The 23,091-nt window shown below is 39.1% G+C and carries 24 protein-coding genes; 14 read left to right on the top strand and 10 right to left on the bottom strand.

Translation table 11 applies throughout. The features are described 5' to 3' along the window. The 6 genes from RB160_RS03540 to RB160_RS03565 all read left to right on the top strand — a co-directional run bounded on the left by RB160_RS03540 (position 1) and on the right by RB160_RS03565 (position 6,832). Complete coding sequence (locus RB160_RS03540) at positions 1–1,428, top strand: YlbE family protein (protein ID WP_316568820.1); 1,428 nt, start codon at positions 1–3, stop codon at positions 1,426–1,428. Between the two features lie 82 nt (positions 1,429–1,510). Next, entirely contained in the window at positions 1,511–3,052 is a 1,542-nt protein-coding gene (locus tag RB160_RS03545) for a xanthine permease (RefSeq protein ID WP_316568821.1), read from the top strand. Between the two features lie 117 nt (positions 3,053–3,169). After that, a complete protein-coding gene (locus tag RB160_RS03550) occupies positions 3,170–3,619 on the top strand; it encodes a nucleoside deaminase (protein WP_316568822.1) in 450 nt (149 codons plus the stop codon). Positions 3,620–3,731: 112 nt separating this feature from the next. Then, the gene (locus RB160_RS03555; RefSeq protein WP_316568823.1) at positions 3,732–4,898 is read left to right on the top strand and encodes an ankyrin repeat domain-containing protein; all 1,167 of its coding nucleotides are present in this window, start codon (positions 3,732–3,734) and stop codon (positions 4,896–4,898) included. Positions 4,899–4,923: 25 nt separating this feature from the next. Next, positions 4,924–5,874, top strand: coding sequence for a carbamate kinase (gene arcC / locus RB160_RS03560; protein ID WP_316568824.1), 951 nt, complete (start codon positions 4,924–4,926; stop codon positions 5,872–5,874). A gap of 526 nt (positions 5,875–6,400) precedes the next feature. Further along, positions 6,401–6,832 carry a DMT family transporter gene (locus RB160_RS03565; protein WP_316568825.1) on the top strand — a complete coding sequence of 144 codons (432 nt, stop codon included), beginning with the start codon at positions 6,401–6,403 and terminating at the stop codon, positions 6,830–6,832. Positions 6,833–6,948: 116 nt separating this feature from the next. On the opposite strand, the gene RB160_RS03570 is transcribed toward RB160_RS03565, so the two are convergent. Continuing rightward, positions 6,949–7,401 carry a hypothetical protein gene (locus RB160_RS03570; protein WP_316568826.1) on the bottom strand — a complete coding sequence of 151 codons (453 nt, stop codon included), beginning with the start codon at positions 7,399–7,401 and terminating at the stop codon, positions 6,949–6,951. Between the two features lie 195 nt (positions 7,402–7,596). Between RB160_RS03570 and RB160_RS03575 the strand changes: the two genes are divergently transcribed. Beyond that, positions 7,597–9,249, top strand: a complete 1,653-nt coding sequence (locus tag RB160_RS03575) for an AMP-binding protein (protein WP_316568827.1) — start codon at positions 7,597–7,599, stop codon at positions 9,247–9,249. Between the two features lie 153 nt (positions 9,250–9,402). Here the strand turns inward: RB160_RS03575 and RB160_RS03580 are convergent, their stop codons facing one another. Further along, on the bottom strand, positions 9,403–10,020 hold the full coding sequence (locus tag RB160_RS03580; RefSeq protein ID WP_316568828.1) for a hypothetical protein: 618 nt from the start codon (positions 10,018–10,020) through the stop codon (positions 9,403–9,405). A 21-nt stretch (positions 10,021–10,041) separates the two neighbouring features. After that, positions 10,042–11,115, bottom strand: coding sequence for a hypothetical protein (locus tag RB160_RS03585; RefSeq protein ID WP_316568829.1), 1,074 nt, complete (start codon positions 11,113–11,115; stop codon positions 10,042–10,044). A 232-nt stretch (positions 11,116–11,347) separates the two neighbouring features. On the opposite strand from RB160_RS03585, the gene RB160_RS03590 reads away from it, so the two are divergent. Beyond that, positions 11,348–11,500 (top strand): hypothetical protein, encoded by a 153-nt coding sequence (locus RB160_RS03590; RefSeq protein WP_316568830.1) that lies wholly within the window; start codon positions 11,348–11,350, stop codon positions 11,498–11,500. 513 nt (positions 11,501–12,013) lie between these two features. Here the strand turns inward: RB160_RS03590 and RB160_RS03595 are convergent. From RB160_RS03595 to RB160_RS03610, 4 genes are all read right to left on the bottom strand, one after another. Then, complete coding sequence (locus tag RB160_RS03595; protein ID WP_316568831.1) at positions 12,014–13,120, bottom strand: hypothetical protein; 1,107 nt, start codon at positions 13,118–13,120, stop codon at positions 12,014–12,016. 269 nt (positions 13,121–13,389) lie between these two features. Further along, the gene (locus tag RB160_RS03600; RefSeq protein ID WP_316568832.1) at positions 13,390–13,806 is read right to left on the bottom strand and encodes a tetratricopeptide repeat protein; all 417 of its coding nucleotides are present in this window, start codon (positions 13,804–13,806) and stop codon (positions 13,390–13,392) included. 205 nt (positions 13,807–14,011) lie between these two features. Then, on the bottom strand, positions 14,012–14,566 hold the full coding sequence (locus RB160_RS03605; protein ID WP_316568833.1) for a hypothetical protein: 555 nt from the start codon (positions 14,564–14,566) through the stop codon (positions 14,012–14,014). Positions 14,567–14,708: 142 nt separating this feature from the next. After that, positions 14,709–15,131: a DUF3221 domain-containing protein gene (locus RB160_RS03610; RefSeq protein WP_316568834.1), complete on the bottom strand. Its 423-nt coding sequence runs from the start codon at positions 15,129–15,131 to the stop codon at positions 14,709–14,711. 296 nt (positions 15,132–15,427) lie between these two features. On the opposite strand from RB160_RS03610, the gene RB160_RS03615 reads away from it, so the two are divergent. The 5 genes from RB160_RS03615 (at position 15,428) to RB160_RS03635 (ending at position 20,439) form a co-directional block, all read left to right on the top strand. Next, on the top strand, positions 15,428–16,540 hold the full coding sequence (locus tag RB160_RS03615; protein ID WP_316568835.1) for a tubulin-like doman-containing protein: 1,113 nt from the start codon (positions 15,428–15,430) through the stop codon (positions 16,538–16,540). Positions 16,541–16,882: 342 nt separating this feature from the next. After that, positions 16,883–17,506, top strand: a complete 624-nt coding sequence (locus tag RB160_RS03620) for a trimeric intracellular cation channel family protein (RefSeq protein ID WP_316568836.1) — start codon at positions 16,883–16,885, stop codon at positions 17,504–17,506. A gap of 432 nt (positions 17,507–17,938) precedes the next feature. After that, positions 17,939–18,133 carry a hypothetical protein gene (locus tag RB160_RS03625; protein ID WP_316568837.1) on the top strand — a complete coding sequence of 65 codons (195 nt, stop codon included), beginning with the start codon at positions 17,939–17,941 and terminating at the stop codon, positions 18,131–18,133. Positions 18,134–18,987: 854 nt separating this feature from the next. Continuing rightward, positions 18,988–19,518, top strand: a complete 531-nt coding sequence (locus RB160_RS03630; protein ID WP_316568838.1) for an immunoglobulin domain-containing protein — start codon at positions 18,988–18,990, stop codon at positions 19,516–19,518. Between the two features lie 42 nt (positions 19,519–19,560). Beyond that, positions 19,561–20,439: a DUF4145 domain-containing protein gene (locus tag RB160_RS03635; protein ID WP_316568839.1), complete on the top strand. Its 879-nt coding sequence runs from the start codon at positions 19,561–19,563 to the stop codon at positions 20,437–20,439. Between the two features lie 488 nt (positions 20,440–20,927). On the opposite strand, the gene RB160_RS03640 is transcribed toward RB160_RS03635, so the two are convergent. From RB160_RS03640 to RB160_RS03650, 3 genes are all read right to left on the bottom strand, one after another. Beyond that, complete coding sequence (locus RB160_RS03640; RefSeq protein ID WP_316568840.1) at positions 20,928–21,074, bottom strand: hypothetical protein; 147 nt, start codon at positions 21,072–21,074, stop codon at positions 20,928–20,930. A 114-nt stretch (positions 21,075–21,188) separates the two neighbouring features. Further along, a complete protein-coding gene (locus RB160_RS03645; protein WP_316568841.1) occupies positions 21,189–21,815 on the bottom strand; it encodes a metal-dependent hydrolase in 627 nt (208 codons plus the stop codon). Positions 21,816–22,027: 212 nt separating this feature from the next. Further along, positions 22,028–22,726, bottom strand: coding sequence for a DUF3862 domain-containing protein (locus RB160_RS03650; RefSeq protein WP_316568842.1), 699 nt, complete (start codon positions 22,724–22,726; stop codon positions 22,028–22,030). 164 nt (positions 22,727–22,890) lie between these two features. Between RB160_RS03650 and RB160_RS03655 the strand changes: the two genes are divergently transcribed. Further along, on the top strand, positions 22,891–23,088 hold the full coding sequence (locus tag RB160_RS03655; protein WP_316568843.1) for a gamma-type SASP family protein: 198 nt from the start codon (positions 22,891–22,893) through the stop codon (positions 23,086–23,088). The last annotated feature ends 3 nt before the right edge of the window (positions 23,089–23,091 follow it).

Here is a 23,091-nt window from a genome sequence, read left to right on the forward strand (position 1 = left end):
GTGAGTAAAATTAATGAACTTTTTCAATCAAACCTCAATGTGATTAACGTTGGAATCGAATTTTTCAAAGACGATATTTTAAATCAAAATACACATGCAACACACCTGGAATGGCAACCGCCAGGCGGTGGGAAGCCGGAAATCATTGCAGCATTGGATAAGCTTGAAAATCCGGCCGTAATTGAAAAAATTAAGGAAGCAAATCGACTCGCAGTTGAGAGAATTGTAAATTCCCAGCCAGTGTTAATTGGGTTTGATCAAGCAATTAACTGTGTTCCAGGCATGACAAAAACGACCATTCTTCATGCGGGCCCGCCAATTGCCTTTGAAGACATGAGTGGCCCAATGAAGGGTGCTGTAACAGGAGCGCTGGTTTTTGAAGGATTGGCCAAAGATATCGAGGATGCCTACAAAGTCGCGGCCTCAGGAGAAATTACATTCGCGCCATGCCATGAGCATAACTGTGTTGGTTCCATGGCCGGGGTTACTTCAGCCTCCATGTACATGCATATCGTTGAAAATAAAACGTATGGAAACATTGCCTATACAAACTTAAGTGAACAGTTATCAAAGATTTTACGGATGGGTGCCAATGACGAGAGCGTCATCAATCGTTTGATCTGGATGCGGGATGTATTTGGCCCGATTTTGAAAGCAGCTATGGAGCTTCATCCAACAGGAATTGATCTGCGCCTCATGCTTGCACAAGCTCTTCATATGGGAGACGAGTGCCATAACAGGAATGTTGCAGGGACAACTCTGTTAATCCAGGCTTTGACTCCTTACATTATACAAACAGATTTTACAACGGAACAAAAGCGTGAAGTGTTTGAATTCGTAGCAAGCAGCGACTATTTCTCTGGTCCAACCTGGATGGCTATGGCCAAATGTGCCCTTGATGCCGGACATGGAATACCAAACAGTACTGTTGTAACGACAATGGCACGCAACGGTGTAGAATTCGGCATCCGCGTCAGTGGAATGGCTGGCAACACCTGGTTTACCGGCCCGGCTCAAAAGGTTGTGGGACCAATGTTTGCAGGTTACAAACCGGAGGATTCCGGATTGGATATCGGCGACAGTGCGATTACAGAAACATATGGTTTTGGCGGCTTTGCAATGGCTACCGCTCCCGCGATTGTTTCGCTTGTAGGTGGAACAGTTGAGGAAGCGATCGGCTTTTCAACACAAATGAAGGAAATTACAACCACTGAAAATCCAAATGTAACGATTCCGTTATTGAACTTCATGGGTCTTCCAACCGGAATCGATGTACGAAAGGTTCTTCAAACAGGCATTAAGCCGGTAATCAATACGGCCATCGCCCACAAAGAACCAGGAATCGGCATGATTGGCGCCGGTATCACGTATCCGCCAGTTGAAGCATTTGAAAAAGCATTGCTCGCTTTAAGTGAAACTATTCAATAGGTTTTAATGACACCTTGGGGAAGCCAGCAAATTCCCGGTTTCCCCAGTGTCTCCAATAATTCAATTTTAAGGAGACCTTAATATGGGAAAAGTAGCTTTTTGGAAAAAGGGAGACATTGCTGCATCCTTTGGTTTGTTCGTTAACGTTTTAACAGACTTTTTGGTAATGATCTCATTACTAATCGGCGTAGTTGGGATGCCAGCTGAGTTTGTTTTTAAACGGATTGTTCCTGGTTTTGGATTTGCAGTACTTATTTCTGGGATTATTTTTGCTTATTTTGCCTATCAATTAGCCAAAAAGACAGGCAGAACGGATGTTACCGCACTGCCGTCGGGTTCTAGTTCACCTGGTATATTTCTAATCGTATTTGTCATCATGCTTCCTCTCTATCATCAAACACAGGATGCAGCTTTCACTACAACTGTAGCTGTAATCTGGGGCTTTGTAGAGGCATCCATATTATTCTTAGGCGCATTCCTGGGTGAAACAATAAGAAAAATCGTCCCAAGAACAGTTTTGCTGGCAGCACTGGCAGGTTTGGCATTTGTATTCCTTGGTATGAACCCAATGCTGCAATCCTTTGAAATGCCGATCGTTGCATTTGTAGCACTTATCATTATCTTCATGAACTGGTTAAGTAAACATCCAATCTTAAAGAGAATACCAACTGGTTTATTACTGATCGTAGTTGGTACTGCCATTGCCTGGATAGCTGGATATCAAAATCCTGCAGATGTTACGGAAGCTCTAAAATCATTTGGCTTTAACCCGCCTAAGCTGCATTTGAATGGATTATTAGACCATTTTAGCGCTGCTTTGCCATATCTCTTAACTGCTGTACCTCTAGGGTTAGCAAACTACATTTTTAACCTGGAAAACGTTGAAGCTGCTGCGGTCTGTGGCGATGAATACAAAACTCGGGATGTTATGCTTGCAAACGGATTTTCTACTGCAATTGGCGGCATTTGTGGGAACCCATTCCCAGTAACCGTATATGTTGGCCATGCTGGTTGGAAAGAAGTAGGTGCAGGTCTTGGGTATTCGATTGCTAGCTCTGTTGCAATATTCCTATTATCGATTTTCAGTCTAATGGGTCTGTTGCTAGCTGTAGTACCAATTGCCGCTATTGTTCCAATGCTCGTGTTTATTGCGATTGTTACAGGGCACCAAGTCGTTAAAGAAAGTCCGAAATTTGAAGCACCGGCAATCTTTGTATGTTTCTTCCCATGGGTTGCCAACTGGGCGCTTGTTGCTGTAAATAATGCACTTTCAGCTGCTGGAACATCTGCGGGGAGTGCAGATGGCCAAGTTTCTTCACTAGCTCTGAATAATGCAGGACTCTTTTATGATGGTTTGGTTGCTCTCGGGAATGGCGCACCTATTTCCAGTGTTCTTTGGGGATGTATCGCGGTATTCACGATCCGCAACACGCCTATTGGAGGCATCATCGCTGCAGTGCTGGCAGCTGGCTTAACGTTTATTGGCGCAATCCACACGGCCACTATCGGACTTGCACAAGCAACCGCCATGCCTTTCGTTTGGGGATACCTGCTCATCGCGGCATTCTTGGCGTATAAACTTTATATCAATAAAAAAGATAATCTTGGTCCAGTTACAGAGTAATAATGAATGCTGCTCAGGAGTAAGGCCATTTGGATTCTGCTCCTGGGTTTGTTTCGAAAAAATAAAATAATGTAACTTGGTTTCAAATTCTTGTTTTATTCAAAGGAGACAACTACTATGGATTATATGAAATTGGCTGCGGATGCTACACTTGTTGGTATGGCAAACAAAGTTGGCGGACCATTTGGAGCAACGATCGTACGCGGTGATGAAATTATTGCTGTAGTAAGCAACACAATGATGAGAGATACTGACATATCTGCGCATGCTGAAATGGTTGCCATTCGGGAGGCAACTAAAAAACTAGGCACAATGGATTTATCCGACTGTGTCATCTACGCCACCTGCGAACCTTGTCCAATGTGTGTGTCTGCCATCATCTGGGCAGGAATTAAAGAAGTATACTATTGCAATACGAGTGAAGATGCAGACAAACACGGCTTCTCCGATATGCATTTGAGAAAGTATTTAACGGGTGAAGATAAAAGTGTTCTTAACATGGTAAAGGTTGAGCAAAGAGAAGATTGTGATAATTTGTTCGAGGTTTTCCATAATTCCACTAAATAAGATTGATTATTCTCCGGTGCTGTAAACGAGTACCGGATGAATTTTTTAAATGCAAAAACATCCTTGTAGATATTGGATTTCGACGACATACAAAAAAGCGGGGTAAGTAATTTTGGAAACAGAAAGATTGAATCAGCAGTTGATCCTTGCAAGTGAACGGGGAGATGTTGATGCTGTCCATCAATATTTAGCAAATGGGGCAAGTGTTGATTATAAAGATGAGGAAGGCCGTACTGCTTTAATGGCGGCTACCCAAAAAAATCATATCGACGTTGTCAAAATACTTTTGGAAGCGGGAAGTGATGTCAACGAAAGGGACATTACTCTATTAACTCCGTTTATTTGTTCAGGTGCAAACGGTTTTCACGAAATTTTAAGCTTGATGCTGGACTACGGAGCCGACCTTAAGAGTGTGAATCGTTTTGGCGGTACAGCTCTACTTCCGTCTAGTGAAAAAGGCTACTTAAAAACAGTTCAACGATGTTTGGACGCTGGTATTCCAGTCAACCACGCCAATGATTTAGGATGGTCTGCGTTACTGGAAGCCGTTATTTTGGGGAATGGCGGCCGCTTGTATTTCGACGTAATCGAATTACTGGTTGAAGCCGGAGCAGATGTAAACTTGCCTGATCGGGAAGGGAAGTCTTCGCTTCAGCATGCAATTGAATTGAAGCAAGAGAAGGTCGTGCAAATTTTAAAAAGAGAATATGTTGAAAGCAATGAAACGATCAAGCAGGCAAAATCGTTGGGACGCGCAGATCAATATGAGCAAGCCATCGGTTTAATCGATAAAGCTCTTGAAAGCGATCAGGAAAACCTTGATTTACTCTACTATAAAGGCCATTTCTTCCAGGAATTAAAGAGATACGAAGAGGCATTGGAACAGTATCAACAGGCATTGGCCATTAATCCAAATGACCTGGATTTCTATTTTTACACAGCCAATTGCTTACGGCTGATGAAAAAGACAGAGGAAGCATTGGCAGAATACGATAAAGCAGTTGCCTTTGATCCGGACGAAACGTTCTACTTATACCATAAATCCAACTATTTGAGGGAACTTGGCAGGCATGTTGATGCAGTTAGGGCAATGGATCAATTATTGGATCTCCAGCCGAACCGTTACGATTTCTCCTTCCATAAAGCGAACAGCCTAAGATCTTTAGGGAAGCATGAAGAAGCGATTGAGGCAATTGAGAACGCCATCAAGAATGATCCAACAAACCCGCTGTACCATACTCATAAGCAAAAATCACTGGAGTTGCTAGCTCAAAAATAGTTCCAAATGATTGGGAGGATTGAAAGTGGAAAAGACGGTTATCGTTGCCATTGGGGGCAATTCATTGGTTCGTGATAACGGACGTGATTCAGTACAAGATCAGTATGAGGCGATTGTTGAAACAGCTGTTCATATAGCAGACATGGTTGAACAAGGGTTTAATGTGGTGGTTACCCACGGCAACGGCCCGCAAGTAGGATTCTGCCTTAGAAGAGCAGAAATAGCCCATGAAGTAGCGGGCATGCCTGAAGTTCCGCTTGTCAATTGCGGAGCTGATACCCAAGGCGGAATTGGTTATCAAATTCAACAAGCCTTAACGAATGAGTTTGCACAAAGGGGCATTGCCAAAAAGGTGGCTACCGTCATTACCCAGGTGGAAGTAAGTAAAGACGACCCGAATTTTAAAAATCCAACAAAGCCAGTGGGATCCTTTTTTACATTTGAACAAGCGGAAGAAATGAAAAAACAACATCCAGATTGGATATTCATTGAGGATTCCGGCCGTGGCTACCGGCGGGTGGTCCCATCTCCAAAACCAATTAATATCGTTGAGAAAGATGCGATCAAAACATTAATCAACGCAGGATTTGTCGTTATTGCAGTTGGCGGCGGCGGAATCCCGGTTATCAAAACCGAACAAGGCACCTATAAAGGAATTGACGCAGTAATTGATAAAGATTTTGCAACCAGTTTACTCGCTGAACAAATCCATGCAAATACCTTAATTATCACTACCGGCGTTTCCAGGGTGTGTATCAATTTCGGCAAACCTAATCAACAGGCACTAGAAAAAATTACAGTTGAAGAAACGAAACAATATGTCGCAGAAGGCCATTTCCCGGCAGGAAGCATGCTTCCAAAAATAGAAGCAAGTTTAAGCTTTTTAGAGAACAACGGATCAAGAGTGATCATCACAAATCCCGAAAGCTTAAAAGCTGCGATTAATGAGGAAGCTGGTACGCATATTTTTGGATAATAAGCTACGGTTTATTGTGTAATTTGCCTAATTAATCGCTCGTATGTAACTAAAACCCCCATTTTGTGCAAATAGTACAAATGATACTTTTAAAGTTAAGAACAACAAACCGTACCTGTGGCGATTTTAACGGGTACGGTTTTGTCGTTCAAAATTTGAATGAAATAATAAGGAAATAACTAGGTTCCTAAAACCGTTACGATGAACATGATTGGGAAGTATGGATGGGGAAACAGTCATTACCCATATAAAAGCAACAGTCCAATACTCAGTTGAGAATTGGACTGTTTTTTTCGTAAAAAGGTGAGGTCCCATGAAAAATACGAAAGATAGGCAAAAGATAAGCCACCCAAATTAAAATGAACTCGCCGAGTTATTAGGAACAAGTTATCGCATCTAAATAGGTGATTAACGAGTTGGTCCCAAAAAAGATTATTGTAGAAAAGGGATGGGTACTTGTTAATAAAGAGGGGAAAAGAGTTGGCGGATGGGATAAAATTCGAATGATTTGGTGGGTTGTTTTTTTATGGTAAAAGGGTTGTTATTTTCATTACTGGCGGGAATTTTTATCACATTGCAAAACATTTTTAACACGAACGTTAGTTCAAAAGCGGGGTTATGGCTGACCACTGTGGTTGTACACGGCACTGGTTTTATTGGATCTGTAATCATTTATCTGTTTGTTAAGGATGGAAGCATCAAAAATCTGCTAGAGGTCAATAAGGTTTATCTCCTAGGCGGTATATTTGGAGTCATTATTGTATTTAGCGTAATGCAAGGTTTCACACATGCGGGACCGGCCCTTTCTGTTTCCATTTTATTGATTTCACAATTGATCATAGCATTAATAATCAATACAAACGGACTATTTGGAACCGAGCCAATCACTCTGACTCTTAATAAAATTATTGGGATAGCCGTGATGATAGGCGGCATCCTAATTTTTCAATATAAGTAACGGAATTTATGCAAAGTGAACTTTACTGCTGGTATGAATGAAACCTCATGGAAAAGCTGCATTTTCGCAGCTTTTTTCTTTAGGCTAAAAGCTGAAAAAATCTAGTAAATCCATGTCTATTTTTCCTGCAACAACTCATCGATCAAATTTATCAATCCTTCTTTTTTCGAACTTAGGATTTTGTACTTCTTCTTGCTGTTTCTCTCATCGACTAAAACATATCCCTTATCATTTAGTACAATTGAATAATTGCCTTCCGGAATAACAAGTAAAATGTCGTATGCGTTTGTTTGGCTTTGAATATTCGTTGCCCCAAATGCCCTTTGGTACCTGGCTTTCTCCAATATATGTATGAAAGCTTCCGTATCTTTGACTTCTAATTCCGAATAGATCGGCTCTTGAGCCAGCCTCTCTTGGAATCTCACAACAAACTGAACCCTTTTAACATTGTCCAATTCAGGAAATACCTGATAAGCGTTTAACGGGCGAAAATAATAAACGATGCCAACAATTAAACTAATACTAAGAAATAGAAAAAGAAACCGATGCCCCTTATTTTTGCCAGCCACTCTTAATACCTCCGATCGGGAAGTGGGTGTTTTCCTAATTGTACCAATCGGTGGATTCACTTGTATATAAGACTCAATTTTCTAAAGAAAGTTGGGAAACCACCTACTCAAAGATGTAATATCTGAATTTTCCAATTATAATATTACTAAAATATAGAATTGACTTGGCGATTCTTATTAATGGAGGCGATAGAAATGGCGGAGAAAATGAACATTTCAGTCGGCAAGCTTCTAGAGGAAACCGCTGCAAGGCAGCCGGAGCAAGATGCAGTTGTTTACCCTGACAGAGGGCTGCGCTATACATACGGCGAGTTCGAAAACCTGTGCCGGGACGTGGCAAAGGGATTAATGAAGCTTGGCATCGAAACAGGGGAGCATGTCGCGATCTGGGCGACGAACCGGCCTGAATGGGTGACGGCACAGTTCGCGACCGGGAAGATGGGGGCGGTCCTCGTTACCGTCAACACGAGTTACCGGACGGCGGAACTCGAATACCTGCTGAAGCAGTCAGATTCAACAACACTCATCCTAATGAAGAATTACAGGGATGCCTCCTACATCGACATGCTCTACGAAATCGCGCCTGAGTTGAAAACGTCCGAGCCAGGTAAGCTGAAGTCGAAGAACCTTCCTTTTTTAAAAAATGTCATCGTACTCGGCGAGAACCGCTATCCCGGCATGCTGCATTGGGACGATATCCTAGCGCTGAAGGATGATGTATCCGACGAGGAGCTCGACAAGCGGATGGAATCGCTTGACCCGGATGATCCAATCAACATGCAATACACATCTGGTACGACCGGGTTCCCGAAAGGCGTTATGCTCACCCACAACAACCTCGTCAACAACGCCATCAACATCGCCGAATGCATGAAGCTGACAGCGGAGGACAGGCTCTGCATCCCCGTGCCGTTCTTCCATTGCTTTGGCTGCGTCATTGGGACGCTCGCCTGCGTGTCGGTTGGCGCGACGATGGTCCCTGTACAGGAGTTCGACCCGAAGAAGGTGCTGGAAGCGGTTGAAAAGGAACACTGCACCGCGCTGCATGGCGTCCCGACGATGTTCATCGCCGAACTGAACCATCCCGATTTTGAAAAATACGACCTATCAAGCCTCCGGACAGGCGTCATGGCGGGGTCCAATTGCCCGATTGAAGTCATGAAAGCCGTCATCGAAAAAATGGGCGCATCAGAAATTACCATTTGCTACGGCCAGACGGAAGCATCGCCAGTAATTACGCAAACGCGGACGGACGACCCGATTGAACTGCGCGTTTCGTCGGTCGGCAAAGCGCTCCCGAACGTCGAAGTGAGAATCGTCGACCCGGTAACGAACGAAGAAGTCCCATACGGGGAGCAGGGTGAATTGTGCACACGCGGCTACCATGTCATGAAAGGCTATTACAAAAATCCCGAAGCGACCACCGAAGCAATCGACAAGGACGGCTGGCTGCATACTGGCGACCTTGCTGTCATGGATGAAAACGGCTATTGCCGGGTCACCGGCCGCCTTAAAGACATGATCATTCGCGGCGGCGAAAACATCTACCCCCGTGAAATTGAGGAATTTATCTATCAGCATCCGGCCGTCCTTGACGTCCAAATCATCGGAGTTCCTGACGAAAAATACGGCGAAGAAGTGATGGCATGGATCCAGCTGAAGGAAGGGCAAACCGCGACAGTAGAAGAAATTCGCGAATTCTGCCTTGGAAAAATAGCCCGCTACAAGGTGCCAAGGTATATTGAATTCTGCGAGGCGTTCCCGACAACAGCGTCAGGGAAGATTCAGAAGTATAAATTGAGGAAAATGGCGGAGGAGGTTGTTGCCTCCAAGAGTGCAATGTCCTGACAACCGCGACCACAAGCATTTTTCGAGTACAGAAAACTTAATGTGCATACAAAGAAGCAGCCCAATACGCAACGGCATTGGGCTGCTCTTTTGGTAAAACTGAAGGGTTTAATCAATTGAAACTTAAACTATCACCTAATTGTACAACAACTTTTAAGGGGCTGTGCTCTTTACTAATGTCATATAACCCACTTGCTTTTTTGGTGTAATTGCTGTTCCACTGTGATGATCTCGTCCCCAAAAAGAGTTTCTTGTTACATCCCAATAGGTGTCACTGCCATAGATTCTGAAACTATACCATTCATGAATATATTCAACGACGCCGTCACATCTCATTGATGATACTTCGCTTGGATCGACCCAAGTACCAGAACTTCCAGTGTCATAATATACTTGATAAGCGACATTATAAGTTATATTTTCAGTTCTTAAATTCCTGCCCATTGAAACGAATAAATCACGTTCCGACGAAGTGGGTGTCCGATTGGGCCTGTAAACTCCTTTGAAATTATTACCTTTCATGAAATTACTCCAGCTATCCCAGCTCACAACACTGCCTGACCCAGGTGCGTGCAAAACCGGAAGAGAAGTAGTAGTCCGATATGGATCATCCATCATTCCAGCGTGCCAGTCGTAACCATAAAACACTCCATCCCGGTAAATGGCATAGCCTTGATACCCGGTAGCCGCTTCCGCTGGATTTGAAAACAAAGGGGCCAACAACGCCAATGTGAAAAGTAATACGGCAATTTTCCTAATGTGTTTTTTCATTTTATTCACCTCGCATTTTTTTTAGTTTTTATCCAACCATTTCTCATTTCCTTTTACACCTTGTTCTTTCATAATGCTGATAGCGTTTTTAGCTTCCTCTTTTAACTGTGGATTATTAATTGTTTTCATTGCGTTATCAAGAGCCTCAGCCAAATCGACAATTGGATACAAATTCATTGCTTCAATGACTACCTTAATATCTGATTCTGTTGGATTATTTTGCAGGATTTCCTTCAATGTAACGAAGTTCTGATCAATCGCAAATACCTTTAACTCTTTGTCAACGGAATTGCTTTCAATGATTTTTTTGATGGCTTTTTTGCTTTGCAATTCAGATACAGCAAAAAAAGCTGAATCCTTCAGATACGTATCGTCATTCGTATCAATAATTTTAAAACTTAAATTTAGGAAGTCTTCTTCTGTCTTGGCGTAATTTTTGTGGTTTAAGGGCTGCTTTTTTAAATACTTGGCTGTGGATTTTAGTGCTGCAGAAACTTTATCTTTTGAGGAAACATCAAGGTTGGAAAGGATTTCACTCGCAATGGTGTAGGCTTCATTTGTATTCGTTTTACTTAGTTGTTTTAAGCTGTGGAAAGCTACGAGGGCATCATCTTTTGCTATTAATTCTTTTAAGAGATGAACGTCTTTCTCAGTAAAGCGCGCTCCAGCCACAATTTTAGTCTTTACTCTTTCGTTAACATCAGGACTGTTAAGAAGCTCTTTCAATTCAGCTGTGATTGGTTCCTTTTCATGTATGTGCAAATATAAGTCAACCATTGCCTCCCTGGTTTTAACTGCTTTCGTTTTGTCTTTAATGACTTTTAATAACTCTGAATCCTGGACCTTATTTTTCTTTTCAAAGAGTGCTGAAACAAAGGGCATTAATTTATCATCCGCTTCTTCTGTTGATGCAATTGCATCAATTTCTTCAATAAGCTGTTTTGTGTCTAACGATTTCAACTGAGATTCAACGCTTTCCTCATTCCTCCCTAAGTATTTTTGAAGAGCGTCACTTTTAGCAGCTGCCACACCAGACGATATGACAAGCGACAAAGATGCAAACAGCAATCCAATGAACTTGACTTTTCGATCCATAAAAATTCTCACTCCTTTTGGAAAATTTGGGTTTGTCCCCATATACATATTAATACGGCGGTTAATGGAATAAATACTTTGGATAAGTTGGGAAAATCAATAGACGGCTTCCATTGAACAACTCAATGGTGCTTCTTTCTGTATATAAAAATTGACATATTTATAGGTTTCCGGGCATTAATGAAATAAAAAGGGATTTGATGGTGAATTTGTTGGAAAGGGAGAGGTAGCTATGACAACCTTAACGATTTTAGGAGTATTTATATTGGGGTTAGTAATTCTAGCAATCGGATTTATTGTTAAAAAAAGATGGCTTATTTGGTTATCTATTATTCCACTTGTTGTTTCAGGTTGGCAATTCCTTCGTCTATTCTTAATGAGTTGATAAAGCAGATTTTGATGAACTACCTTTTGGCAGATTCCCGGTTGCATTATCAAGAGTGTCTTCCGTGACAACCCCGGTATATAAAGGGTCCCTAAATACATTTCTTGAATAAAAATAGGGCTAATAAAGTAACGGGTTCTGTTACCTGTCACAAAATTTAATTATGTAAGGCAAATAGACCATCAAATTGTAGTTGAAAATGATGGTCTATTTTTATTGATCTACCGGCATTTGTACTAATAAATTCTAATTATTTGCTATAGAACTTGTATATCAATTTGCAGACTAACAGAAACTTCGGTAAGCCCGCAAATTACAGTACATTTGACCGGCAATTTTGCTAACAAAAATAATTTCGGGAATTAAAAATCGCTTAACAGTGAAGTTAAGCGATTTTATGTTTGAGTTCTTCTTTAACTAAAGCACCCGTATGTTTAAGTAAATTTATTCACAAACTTAAAATATCTAATAAAAATAAAGCTACCCTGAGGGCGACACCTAATTGAATAGTATTTAATTTACAGGTAATAAGTTCCGAGAGATAATATAAAGTTCTTTCTCCTCTTTTTGATTATATATTACCACTTGATAACCATCACTTTTATTTACACATATCCCAGAAATAATCAATTTGTCATTTCCTCGTATAGGAAATTCAATAATGTTATCTGAAATAATTTCTTTATAGAAGGAATTTCCTTCGTAGCCTACAAAACACTCCGCAAGGATATTATTTTTTATTAGTGCCCATCCATTAAACGCTTCGCCAACGAAGGAAACCAAATAATTTTCAGCATCAATTATTTTTAAACCCAAGATATTATAAAAAGTGGCTTCCAACTCTATTAGGTTTTTCCTGGTTATTCTCCCAATAGAATTTATAAATAGGATAAACAATGTATTATCATTAAAACCAATAAGGGTTGATTCATCATCAAAACATAACTTTACACCAACCACATCATTCAATTCCATATCATCAACATAAATAGTTCTTTCCTGAATCATATTCCCCTTTAGATCCATTTTTCGGTGTAATAAATTCCCCTTATCCCAAGCTATCATTTGGATGTATTCCTGCTGGATAATCATCTTATTCTTTTGTGGCTTGTCGATTTTTAAAATTTCACACTTTTTAATAAAATTGTCCTTAAATTCTAGTTTCATTAATTGGTCTGGCTTATTTCCAAAACTATCATAGGAATGAAATAAAGCTATATCATTAAAAGTCCCCAACCATTCCCCCACAAATGGACGATACTTTTTTACACTTCCTATTTCCTGACGCTTTGATAATGGCAGAATTAATTCCTTATCCTCTATGTCATCAAGAGTACACCAAACTGTGCTATTCGGAGCAATAAATAGCGTTGGCAACATCCCTTCCGTTTCTTTTAACACTTTTATGATGTTACCCGCACTATCCAATTCCAAATACAAATTTAAATATTTTCCATCGAGATAAGTATTTAAAGATAAATAAAAATGATTATTAGCGAAGATTATTTGGTTATTGCGTCCAATTTTTCCATTAGCTATTATTTTTATATATGCTCCTAAAGTATTGAATTCTCTATCAATCCTTAATAACCCAGAAACATCTTGAAGCTCATTTAGCATAGCCTACAACCTTTCATTTAATAAAATTGTCCAACTAACCTCCGTTTGTTAATTAAGGAATTCAACAAAAAGGGCGGTTAATCCTTCCTGGATCAACTCACCCGTCTAATCTAAATCAAATATCTTTTTCCTTCTTCATCTATTTGAGCAGTCCCCCACCGAAACTCCATTCCTTACTTTTTTACAAGGATACCTAACATTTCCTGAAACAAAGTCCATTAAAACTCTTATTAAAGACCCGTTACTTTAAGTGTAATTCTTCCCAACTTCTACGTCTCATTCTTAATTAAATCGAAATATTTACCGTCTTCTTCTTCAAATATGTCGTATCCCTCCAACATATATGCCCTTAGTAAATACTCTTTTGCCTTGATGACTTCTTGCATTTCAAACAATGTTTCACCAAGACGCAACAAGATAAAGGGATTTCCTATTCCGTCTGGACAATTTAAAGCGTCAAACAAATAGTTTTTAGCAGCTTTATAATCTCCCTTAATAAAACAGGTATCACCTAAGGCTGTATAAATCCACGTACTTGCTTCCCAATCCGTTTTGGGAGCAGGTACTAAATTTAATGCTTTTAAATACAAATCTATTGCCTTATCATACATCGATTCTTCAACCAAAGAATCCCCATCGGAACATAAATTTGAAATTTCTTCATACAGTTCATCATTTAACTCCATCGTTTTTCCTCCAGGTAAACATTTTTCCTAAATTTATTATTTCCTCACAAAGTTGAATACTCCTTCTTTTACTAAACTGCCCCGTTTGTTCATTAAGAAATTCCACAAAAAAAGCGTTAGTCCTGCTTAAGACCAACGCTTCCGATAGTTAAAGAAGACAAACACAACTTTTTTGCTATTTTTCCAAGCCTAAATTTATCCTTCTTTATCTTAAGTGTTCCTTGTGAGTCGGATACTTTGGCATATTAATACCTCCACCTGCTACCATTTTTTTGGTTTCAACATCATAAATTGTATATCTACCTTTAAATTCTTTTTCCGTGTCTTTAAAGGAATAAAAGAAATAAACTTGCCTATCAGGGCTAACAGTCTGATGGTAGTTAATATCAAAATCAGGGTAGGTATGAAGAATATCTCCATCCCAAGTTATATAATTAAATTCTTCTACTTCATTAAACAATAATTTTTTTCTAATATTTACTGATGCATCAGGTATTTCTTTAAAAAGAACAGTATCCAAATGTATTTGCTTGTGCTTATTCCTTAGGTAAAGCTCCTGATGTACAGGATACTTTATATCTCTTAATGCCTGGTAAAATTCATCTACAGTTTCATCAAAAACTTTTTCCTTATTTGCAGGATATAGATATTCAATCTTATCTGAAAGCGTAGTTTGAGAATAAACAGGATTACCCAGGAAAATGGAGAGACTGAACGAAAATATAAACAAATACAAACTTTTTAAGAATGGATTTTTCATTTAGGTTACTCCTTTTTAAAAGTAACCTGCCCTAAATGTTCTTAAACTAACCTGCTCCGTTAGCATAATAAGGAATTCAACAAAAAAGGCGGTTAATCCTGCTGGATTAACGCACCCGTTGACTTAACAAGGGCTTTTTAACTTAATTCACACTATCTTTGATTTCAATCTTTAACCCTTTGATTTTTGGTGGGTATGATTCGAGAATGTTTCCACTTAACCAAACTGATACATTCTGACCTACTTCTAATTCGTCTAACATTGTTTCCTTATCTACTCTTACGTCTATTAAGGTACCTGTTTTAAACATTTGGTGTTCCTTTGTCACTTCAAATAAAAAGCCCCTGTTAGATGTCCGTTTTTTAACGTAACCCTCAACACCAAGACCAGTAATTTCTTCATTGTTGGCTACCTTTTCATCATAGCTCTTTTTAGTATCATTGCTATCATTGTTCGAGCAACCTACAATTATAACTAAAGTAGCTATCACTAATGAGACTGTTTTTTTACTAAAAATAAAATCCCCTCCATTTAAACTGACGAGAAATTTTGAGTTTAGTGTCATCCTTCTTCAACTATACTGCCCCGTTTGTTCAATAAGGAATTCAACAAAAAGGTGCGTAATTCCTTCAAGTAATAACGTTTGAAATGTCTTACAAAGCAAAAGGACCAAATCGCCAGCATAGCAATTTGGTCCTCAAAACCAATAACATTTTTATATACAACAAATATTACTTTTTGCAATGCAAATTAACGTTTTGTGATAGGTATCCGAACCCGTTACTAATAAAGCCTCTTTTCCTGAAGATTAGTCTAAATTCTGAACTATTGAGTATTATTTTATTAGATAAGGGAGGGGATATGGTGAAACCAATTGGAATCTTGGGCGTAGGCCAGGCAGGTGGCAATATTGCGGAGGCGGCATCGGCCTTGGGCTTTCCAACCGCACTTATCAATACGAACAAGCGTGACGGGCTTGTCAATACGAGGGTTGAAAACAAGTATTTTGTTCCAGGGTATAACGGGGCCGGACAGGATCGGTCGATCGGTGCCCGGGCAGTACACGATCATTACAGGGAGATAGTCGAAATTGTTGAAAAGTCATTTAAAAAAGTAAAGTTCCTGTTTGTGGCATTCTCCACTGACGGTGGAACCGGGTCGGGGATGAGCCCGCTCCTGATTGAAATCCTGCTGAACCAGCTGCCAAAGCTAAAAGTAGGAGCGATTGCTGTCGTGCCTGAACGGAATGTCCTTGCTGGCAATCGGATCAATGCAGCGGAATGCCTTGAGGAATTGTCCAAAATTGACGGGATTTCATCCACCTTCCTGGTCGACAATGACCAGTTGCGCAGGACCAATCCCCAATCCAGCAAGCAGCAAATTTATCGGGCTTCAAACCACAAGGTTGTGGAGGCAATCAACCATGTCCTGCAAATAACCATGAAAAGCTCCCTTTACGGGAACTTTGATGAAACCGACCTTATGAACATCCTTAGCACACGAGGTGTAACCGTCATCTCAACAAGTACAGTGACAGATGCCAAAACAACTGCGGAAGTATCCCTTAAAATCCAACAATCATGGGCAAATTCGGTGTTCTGTCCGGTTGAATCGGCTGGCGTCATCCGTGCTGGATTGATATATGAGGGACCTGAAAATGTCTCGAAATTGATTAACATCCCATCGATTTTCGAGAGGATCGGGGAACCCCTCGAACTGTACGAAGGAACCTATATCTCGGAAACAGACCCATCCATCACCACCATTCTCGCCGGACTAAGCTTCCCAACGCGTCGGCTTCAAGTGATGGAAGATATGTTGACCAAAAACAGGGACCGGCTCCATGAGCTAGTCCAAAAGGAATACACTCAGAAATATGAGTCCAATATCGGTTGGGCATCCAATTTAAAAGCCAGAAACAGCAACAGGCAAACACGGACAGTCAATCAAAAATCGACAAAATCCAATAGCTGAATTAGACACTGGGCCTTCCCGGTGTCTTTTTTTTGAAAGGCTGTTTTTTAAGCATTTATATTCATTATGGCACTTTGAATGTATTTATTAACTTCGTAATTGATTTGGATTGGCCAAGTCCGTTAACACTCGGCCTTTTGGCTATCGCAATTAAAGGTTTAATTGTGTTCATTCAGGTGGAAAATACTATAGTGGTCGTTTTAGTCGACCTTGCTGTTCCAAAAACATGCCATATACTGGTGCAAATTCAATCAGTGGAGGTTTTTTTCCTCCACTGATTTTTAGTTGCATCTTTTAAGGGTAGACAATCAATTAGAACATCGGTGACAGGAGGGATGCGCTTTGACATGGGACCTTCTTAATATCATTGGTACCCTTGCTTTCGCAATAAGTGGTGCCCTTATAGCCAGGGAAGAGGATTATGATATTCTTGGAATTTACGTTCTTGGGTTTACGACTGCCTTCGGGGGAGGCCTTGTCCGAAACTTATTGATTGGAATTCCGATTGAAAACACGTGGATGCAAGGGAACTTATTTCAAATAGCCTTTTTCTCGATTACGCTTGTTTTTCTGTTGCCCAATAAATGGCTTGAGCAAATTAAAAATTGGATTATCTTTTTTGATGCCATTGGCCTGGCGGCATTTGCGATCCAGGGTGCAAACTATGCAGTTTCTGTTAGTGCGCCTTTTGCAGCTGTCATTATCGCCTCGACTATTACCGGTGCTGGCGGTGGGATGATACGTGATGTTTTTGCGGGCCGAAAGCCTATGATTTTTCATTCTGAAATTTATGCTCTATGGGCAGCGCTTGCTGGTTTCGCAATCGGTTTAGGCTTGGTACGTGGGCCTTACATGACAGCGGTCCTGTTGATTCTTATTGTATTCTTAAGAATCATATCCGTCCGTTTTAACTGGAATTTGCCGCACAATATTCCTTATGGGAATAAGAGGAATTTGGGTGGTTGAGTCAAATTATAAAGATTAATCTATATGAAAAAATCGGGCACTCGTCTTTAGTAAAGATGAGTGTTTTTTAGTACATAATAATGGAAACAGGTTGTAAGTAACTTAACGGGTTCGGTTTTCAAGTACAAAAACTTAATTCGCACACTAATTAGCGGTCCAATTCGCAACTGAATTAGACTCCATCTTTTTATTTGATATATCAGGGATTTCTGTACGTTTTATGGCGTTTTAGCACTCGAATTCGCACCCCTTTTAGCAGTGTGACCGAAGTTATTGTCAGCGTGCGAATTCGTATGCTAATTGCTATATGGATTGGATTGATAAAAATAGAAATTAGGTTTTTGGTTATTTATGTTAAAATTAAAGAAGAGTTTCTTCATCAAAAGGGGCATTTAGGTAAAGGAAGAGTATTGTAGAAAAGAGGGTTGAAAATTGGATAAGCAAAGAACTTTCTTTTATGGTTTTATTGTTGGTTTTGGATTATTGATTTTACCTATACCTCATTTTTTCTTTTGGCAAGACGTTACGGATATTGTAGAAGGAATATTTCGATATAGTGGATTTGTTTTGATGGTAGTTTGCGGAATTCCTTTGATTTTTGATGTCTTTAAGAATTTCATTAAATGAATTTTCACTAACTGGTGCCATAGCTCGAGATCGTGCTGCTTGTTCGACTAAAGGGGAATTAGTGAAAGAAGGAAATATATTTTATAAGGTAGAAATAAATATAATCGTTGTAAAAACTAATTATAACAGTGGGTAGCTCGCTTGTATAATGCCATATTACTTATTGATAGTAAGTTGGAAAGTTTAAATCTGAGAAAAAGTGGGTTTTTCAAGCAATTAACCAATTATCAGAAAACAAGAAGATATTGTGTGGCATCCAACTCCATAGAGTAACAGTATAGCAAATTTAATATCACATATTAGGGGAACAGTACGTCAGCTACCTGAAACTGTATTTTTTAATGTACCAGACAATAGAGAAAGGGATAAAGAGTTTGAGCGAGGACTTCGCTTATCGAAAGAAGAAGCTCTTATACTAGCAGATGAATTATTTGATATTTGATGTAATTATTTGGATTTTGGAAGATTTGAATATGAAACCCCAATTATTAGTATGGCAGCCTTATCTAAATATGCCTCCACTTACTTTTAGTGCTAACGACTACAAATCAACATTACTCGATATAATGGTACAAATGGTGCGAGAAATACATAACCATACTGGGCAAATAATGTACATTGCAAAAAGGAGAAAGGGACAGTTGCAGTGGGTATATTAGATTAACTCAAAATAGAATTGTTTAAAAAATCGCTATTTCCTCAACTATTGGGGGCGTTGTTCCAGGAAGGATTAGCCGCCTTTTTTGTTAAATCCCTTTTTAAACGGGGCAGGTTAATTTAAAACCAAGATAAAAGTAGATGAGTTAATAATATGTTGTGGATTAGAACAAAAGACAAGAAATGAGGTTAAAGAATTGATATTTTCTAGACTGCGAAAAGCAAAAGAAAATCTTAAAACAAAATATAAGTGCTTGGATTGTGGTAACTATCTGAAAGAAGGGGAAACACTTAGATGCAAGTCTTGTTTGGGATATTCTAATGCCAAGTCTATAAAGCTCTCACCATATTTAATAGAGGAAACGAAAACTAGATATAAGTGTTTGGATTGTGGTAACTATCTAAAAGAAGGGGAAACACTTAGATGCAAGCCTTGTTTAGAATATCCCGAAGTATCCCATTCTTTAGATAAAACAATTGAATCATATATACAAACTTATATAAGAAATTCCATGAATACCGATACGAGATATATTCTTACAACAACAACGAAAAACTTATATATAGCCGTAACTGAAGATGGAAGAAGGCTTGAAATATTAACTAACGGGAATGGTATTTCAGTTACAAAGGAAACTAAACAAGACAATCCTCCAATTAAGAAAATGGAAAATAAAACATTTATCCCTCCAAGAAAAAAGGAAATTTCAACATCCAAGTCTCTGTAAAAAACAATCGAATCATATATAAAAACTTACATAAGAAATTCAATGAATACCGATACGAGATATATTCTTACAACAACAACGAAAAACTTATATATAGCCGTAACTGAAGATGGAAGAAGGCTTGAAATATTAACTAACGGGAATGGTATTTCAGTTACAAAGGAAACTAAACAAGACAATCCTCCAATTAAGAAAATGAAAAATAAAACTGTTATCCCTCCAAGAAAAAAGGAAATTTCAACATCCAATTCTCTGGAAAAAACAATCGAATCATATATACAAACTTACATAAGAAATTCAATGAATACCGATACGAGATATATTCTTACAACAACAACGAAAAACTTATATATAGCCGTAACTGAAGATGGAAGAAGGCTTGAAATATTAACTAACGGGAATGGTATTTCAGTTACAAAGGAAACTAAACAAGACAATCCTCCAATTAAGAAACTGGAAAGCAAAACTGTTATCCCTCCAAGAAAAAAGGAAATTTCAACATCAGCTTTAAAACAAATGCAAAATCAAACTCAAAATCAGCGAGAGATTCAGGATAACTACTTTGGCTGTCTCAAAGATAAATGGGAAGAATTATATAATTTAGCAGCAAGTGCTCAGGAAAATGTCTTTAATGATGCCAATATATCATTAATTAAATTGAGAATGTTTGGAGAAAAGCTTGTGAGTATAATTTTTACAGAAGAACGAATTACAGTTCCTTCAAGAACTTCACAAGAAGAAAAACTTCATATTTTAGGGAGAAGCGGTATATTAAACGATATTCATCTCGGTAATCTTCATGAAATAAGGGTGATTGGGAATATCGCTGTCCATGAGGGTCATAGTTCAATTGAGGATGCAAAAAGATTATTAGTTATTTCAAAACGTCTTAGTGATTGGATAGTGAAAAGATACAATTGAAATATATATTAACTATTAACCAAAAGGCTGTAAGTGGCTAGGTGAAATTTAATTTCTACAAGGCTGTCATTTAAGCAGCCTATAATTCCTAAAAATATGTGAAGATTTTCACTTAAACTGAAGGGGTGCTTTAGTTGAACAATGCACTACTATAGAGAAAGCTCGAAGCATAATGTGCTCCGAGCTTCTTTCGTGCTAATTTTACTGCTAAGTGTTTGCCATTTCTACGCTAATTCGAATTTTGTACTTCAAAACCGAACCCGTTATACATAACTCACTTTGTTTAATTACATATGGGTAGGTTTGCCAAAAGGAGCAGGGAAATTGCCAATTAAACCAATACAACAAACAAAATAGTACATGATGGGCGCATTTTTAATTTTGTTCTTTTTTCTTTCTTTGGCGCATTTCAAAGGACCGAGTTAACAAAAAGCATAATTAAAGTAGACCGACATAATTTCATGTCGGTTTTTACAAGTCAAAAATTCTTAATCCCTCATTGCTCCTGCTTCACGGGAAGTCATTGCTCCTTGTCCTGCGTTCACATCTTGTTGTATATCCTGTTTCACTTTTTGGGGAGCCGTGCCTGATGATTTTGTACTGTTGTTTCTGTTTTGCTGTTGATTCTTCTTCATTAATCGTAACCTCCTCTAATTTGGTTACCCATTATTATGTACAAAATCGTACGTTGTATGTTTCTGGGTTTCTTTTTAAGGTAGGGATTTACTGTTTTTAAATATGTATTTAAATTATAGTTCTTTCGATGACACTGGCAAGAAAAGCTTAATTCCGCGTTTGTTAAATGGCAGGATTTTTAAATCTGCGATTAGGTGGCTGACATAGCCTCCTAAACAAGTATAGAAAACGCCATTGATTCCGAGAGAGGCCTCCAGCTTATAAGCAATGAATCCGAAGAAGATAACCCCCAGGAGTGAATGTGTGTAGCTCCGGTGCGAAGAAAAGGACGCGATAATAACGTAGACTCCCAGCAGGATTAGCCAAAGTTCGTCCAAGGAAAAACCTCCCGCAATGACTGCAGCTCCGGTAATCGTAAGCATATGTTTTTGCTTGATTAACGATGCAACCAAATTAATCATGACTCCGATTCCGAGTCCGAGCCATTTTTCAGTCGCTGTTTTTTCAATAAAACTGTACAAAATCATGAGTATTCCAATGAGTTGGGCGGATAATCTGATCATCTTATGCGACAACGTGATTTTGCCGCGAAGCTTCCCATCAATATCGAGATCAGGAATCAGGCCTGAAATGCTCCCTAATCCTACAAGCAAAAGTGTTGCGGATGGAGAGGCATCAAATGAATTGGCGACAACAAACCCTGTTGCTGCTCCAATTGCTGCGTGCGATGTGCCATTCATATTCATTTCTCCTCAAAAAATTTATGTGAAAAAACCATAAATCTTATTGTACACCAAAACGTGTGTTCTGTAGAGTTTATACTTAACTTTTCTATACAAGTGTCCAATACAAAGCATTTGATACCGTTTCTACCATCAACGGAACATGTGTTCTTAGTTTTTGAAAAAAAAATGGCCTTATAGAGGGCCAAGTAAAAAAACTTATATATTTCCTATTCGAGGCCAAATTGAGACTTGTTTTGGAGCTTATTTCCTTGAAACAATAACGAGACGTTTGCCCCTATGCTTCCTTTTCCTTGGTAAGAATACATAACGGTATGAAGGTTTGTTCCTTTGGTTCCAGACTCTGATAAAATTTCTCCTTCGCCCCCAACAATAGCCACTACTTCTTCAAGGGTCATGCCGTTTTGCAGTTTATTAAACTCTTCAAGTGAAATTTCGACATCTGATTTTTCACCTAAACCGAATTGCGCTTTATTGATTAACTTTCCACCTTGAAACATCATCGAGGCGTTCGACATAAAACCGTCCGTATCGAATTCATACATAACTGTATGGTATTGAGATCCTTTGTCGCCTGTTTCAGAAATAACCTTACCTTCAGCTCCAACGATTTTAACGACTTCTTCATAAGTCATACCGTCCTTAATTTGTTCGAATTTCTCTTTGGTTAAAACGCCTTTTTTTGCAGCAGGCTTGCTAGTTTTCTTTTGTTCTTTTTTAGGTGTTTCCTTTTTAGGAGTTTCTTTATTAGCTGTATCATCTTTACTATCCGTTTCGGTGGCGGGAGTCTGTACTTCTTTATTTGTATCTGCCGACTCGTCAACACACCCAGCAATGCCGCCGATGATAAGGATTGCAAAAATCAAGACCCACCATTTTTTGTTGAAAGGTTTTTTCACTTTCGACATAACTATTCCCCTTCCATAGTGTTTTGGTGTTTCTTCTTTCCTTTTACCTTTACCTTTTTACACCATTCGACAAACTACTCATAAAGTTCCACTACTTTATTCTCGTTTGGATAAAAAAAGCTGACTTGAAGAATTATAATGCCATCGATACTGGAGGTGGTTTTATGGATCAAAACAAAAAGAATTTCACATCAGTCGGCACGGATATCGAAGAAGTGAAGCGGCTTAACGCCCAGTCAGGATTGTCCTATAACGAGGTAAAGGCACTACTAGTAAAAACCGGCGGGAAGGGTACAGCGATGTATAGTGATACGGATGTCGAGGAAGTAAAACGGCAAATACATCCTGGCAATGGAGAATAAATC

Origin of the sequence: Neobacillus sp. YIM B06451, from assembly GCF_032667185.1 — a bacterium.
In the GTDB taxonomy this organism is placed as follows: domain Bacteria; phylum Bacillota; class Bacilli; order Bacillales; family Cytobacillaceae; genus Bacillus_D.

Coding starts and splice junctions, on each gene's coding strand:
- RB160_RS03615 (WP_316568835.1), top strand. CDS start 15,428: ATGGTGAAACCAATTGGAATCTTGGGCGTAGGCCAGGCAGGTGGCAAT.
- RB160_RS03580 (WP_316568828.1), bottom strand. CDS start 10,020: ATGAAAAAACACATTAGGAAAATTGCCGTATTACTTTTCACATTGGCG.
- RB160_RS03645 (WP_316568841.1), bottom strand. CDS start 21,815: ATGAATGGCACATCGCACGCAGCAATTGGAGCAGCAACAGGGTTTGTT.
- RB160_RS03575 (WP_316568827.1), top strand. CDS start 7,597: ATGGCGGAGAAAATGAACATTTCAGTCGGCAAGCTTCTAGAGGAAACC.
- RB160_RS03585 (WP_316568829.1), bottom strand. CDS start 11,115: ATGGATCGAAAAGTCAAGTTCATTGGATTGCTGTTTGCATCTTTGTCG.
- RB160_RS03565 (WP_316568825.1), top strand. CDS start 6,401: ATGGTAAAAGGGTTGTTATTTTCATTACTGGCGGGAATTTTTATCACA.
- RB160_RS03655 (WP_316568843.1), top strand. CDS start 22,891: ATGGATCAAAACAAAAAGAATTTCACATCAGTCGGCACGGATATCGAA.
- RB160_RS03605 (WP_316568833.1), bottom strand. CDS start 14,566: ATGAAAAATCCATTCTTAAAAAGTTTGTATTTGTTTATATTTTCGTTC.
- RB160_RS03590 (WP_316568830.1), top strand. CDS start 11,348: ATGACAACCTTAACGATTTTAGGAGTATTTATATTGGGGTTAGTAATT.
- RB160_RS03635 (WP_316568839.1), top strand. CDS start 19,561: ATGAATACCGATACGAGATATATTCTTACAACAACAACGAAAAACTTA.
- RB160_RS03650 (WP_316568842.1), bottom strand. CDS start 22,726: ATGTCGAAAGTGAAAAAACCTTTCAACAAAAAATGGTGGGTCTTGATT.
- RB160_RS03600 (WP_316568832.1), bottom strand. CDS start 13,806: ATGGAGTTAAATGATGAACTGTATGAAGAAATTTCAAATTTATGTTCC.
- RB160_RS03595 (WP_316568831.1), bottom strand. CDS start 13,120: ATGCTAAATGAGCTTCAAGATGTTTCTGGGTTATTAAGGATTGATAGA.
- RB160_RS03545 (WP_316568821.1), top strand. CDS start 1,511: ATGGGAAAAGTAGCTTTTTGGAAAAAGGGAGACATTGCTGCATCCTTT.
- RB160_RS03610 (WP_316568834.1), bottom strand. CDS start 15,131: ATGACACTAAACTCAAAATTTCTCGTCAGTTTAAATGGAGGGGATTTT.
- RB160_RS03640 (WP_316568840.1), bottom strand. CDS start 21,074: ATGAAGAAGAATCAACAGCAAAACAGAAACAACAGTACAAAATCATCA.
- RB160_RS03550 (WP_316568822.1), top strand. CDS start 3,170: ATGGATTATATGAAATTGGCTGCGGATGCTACACTTGTTGGTATGGCA.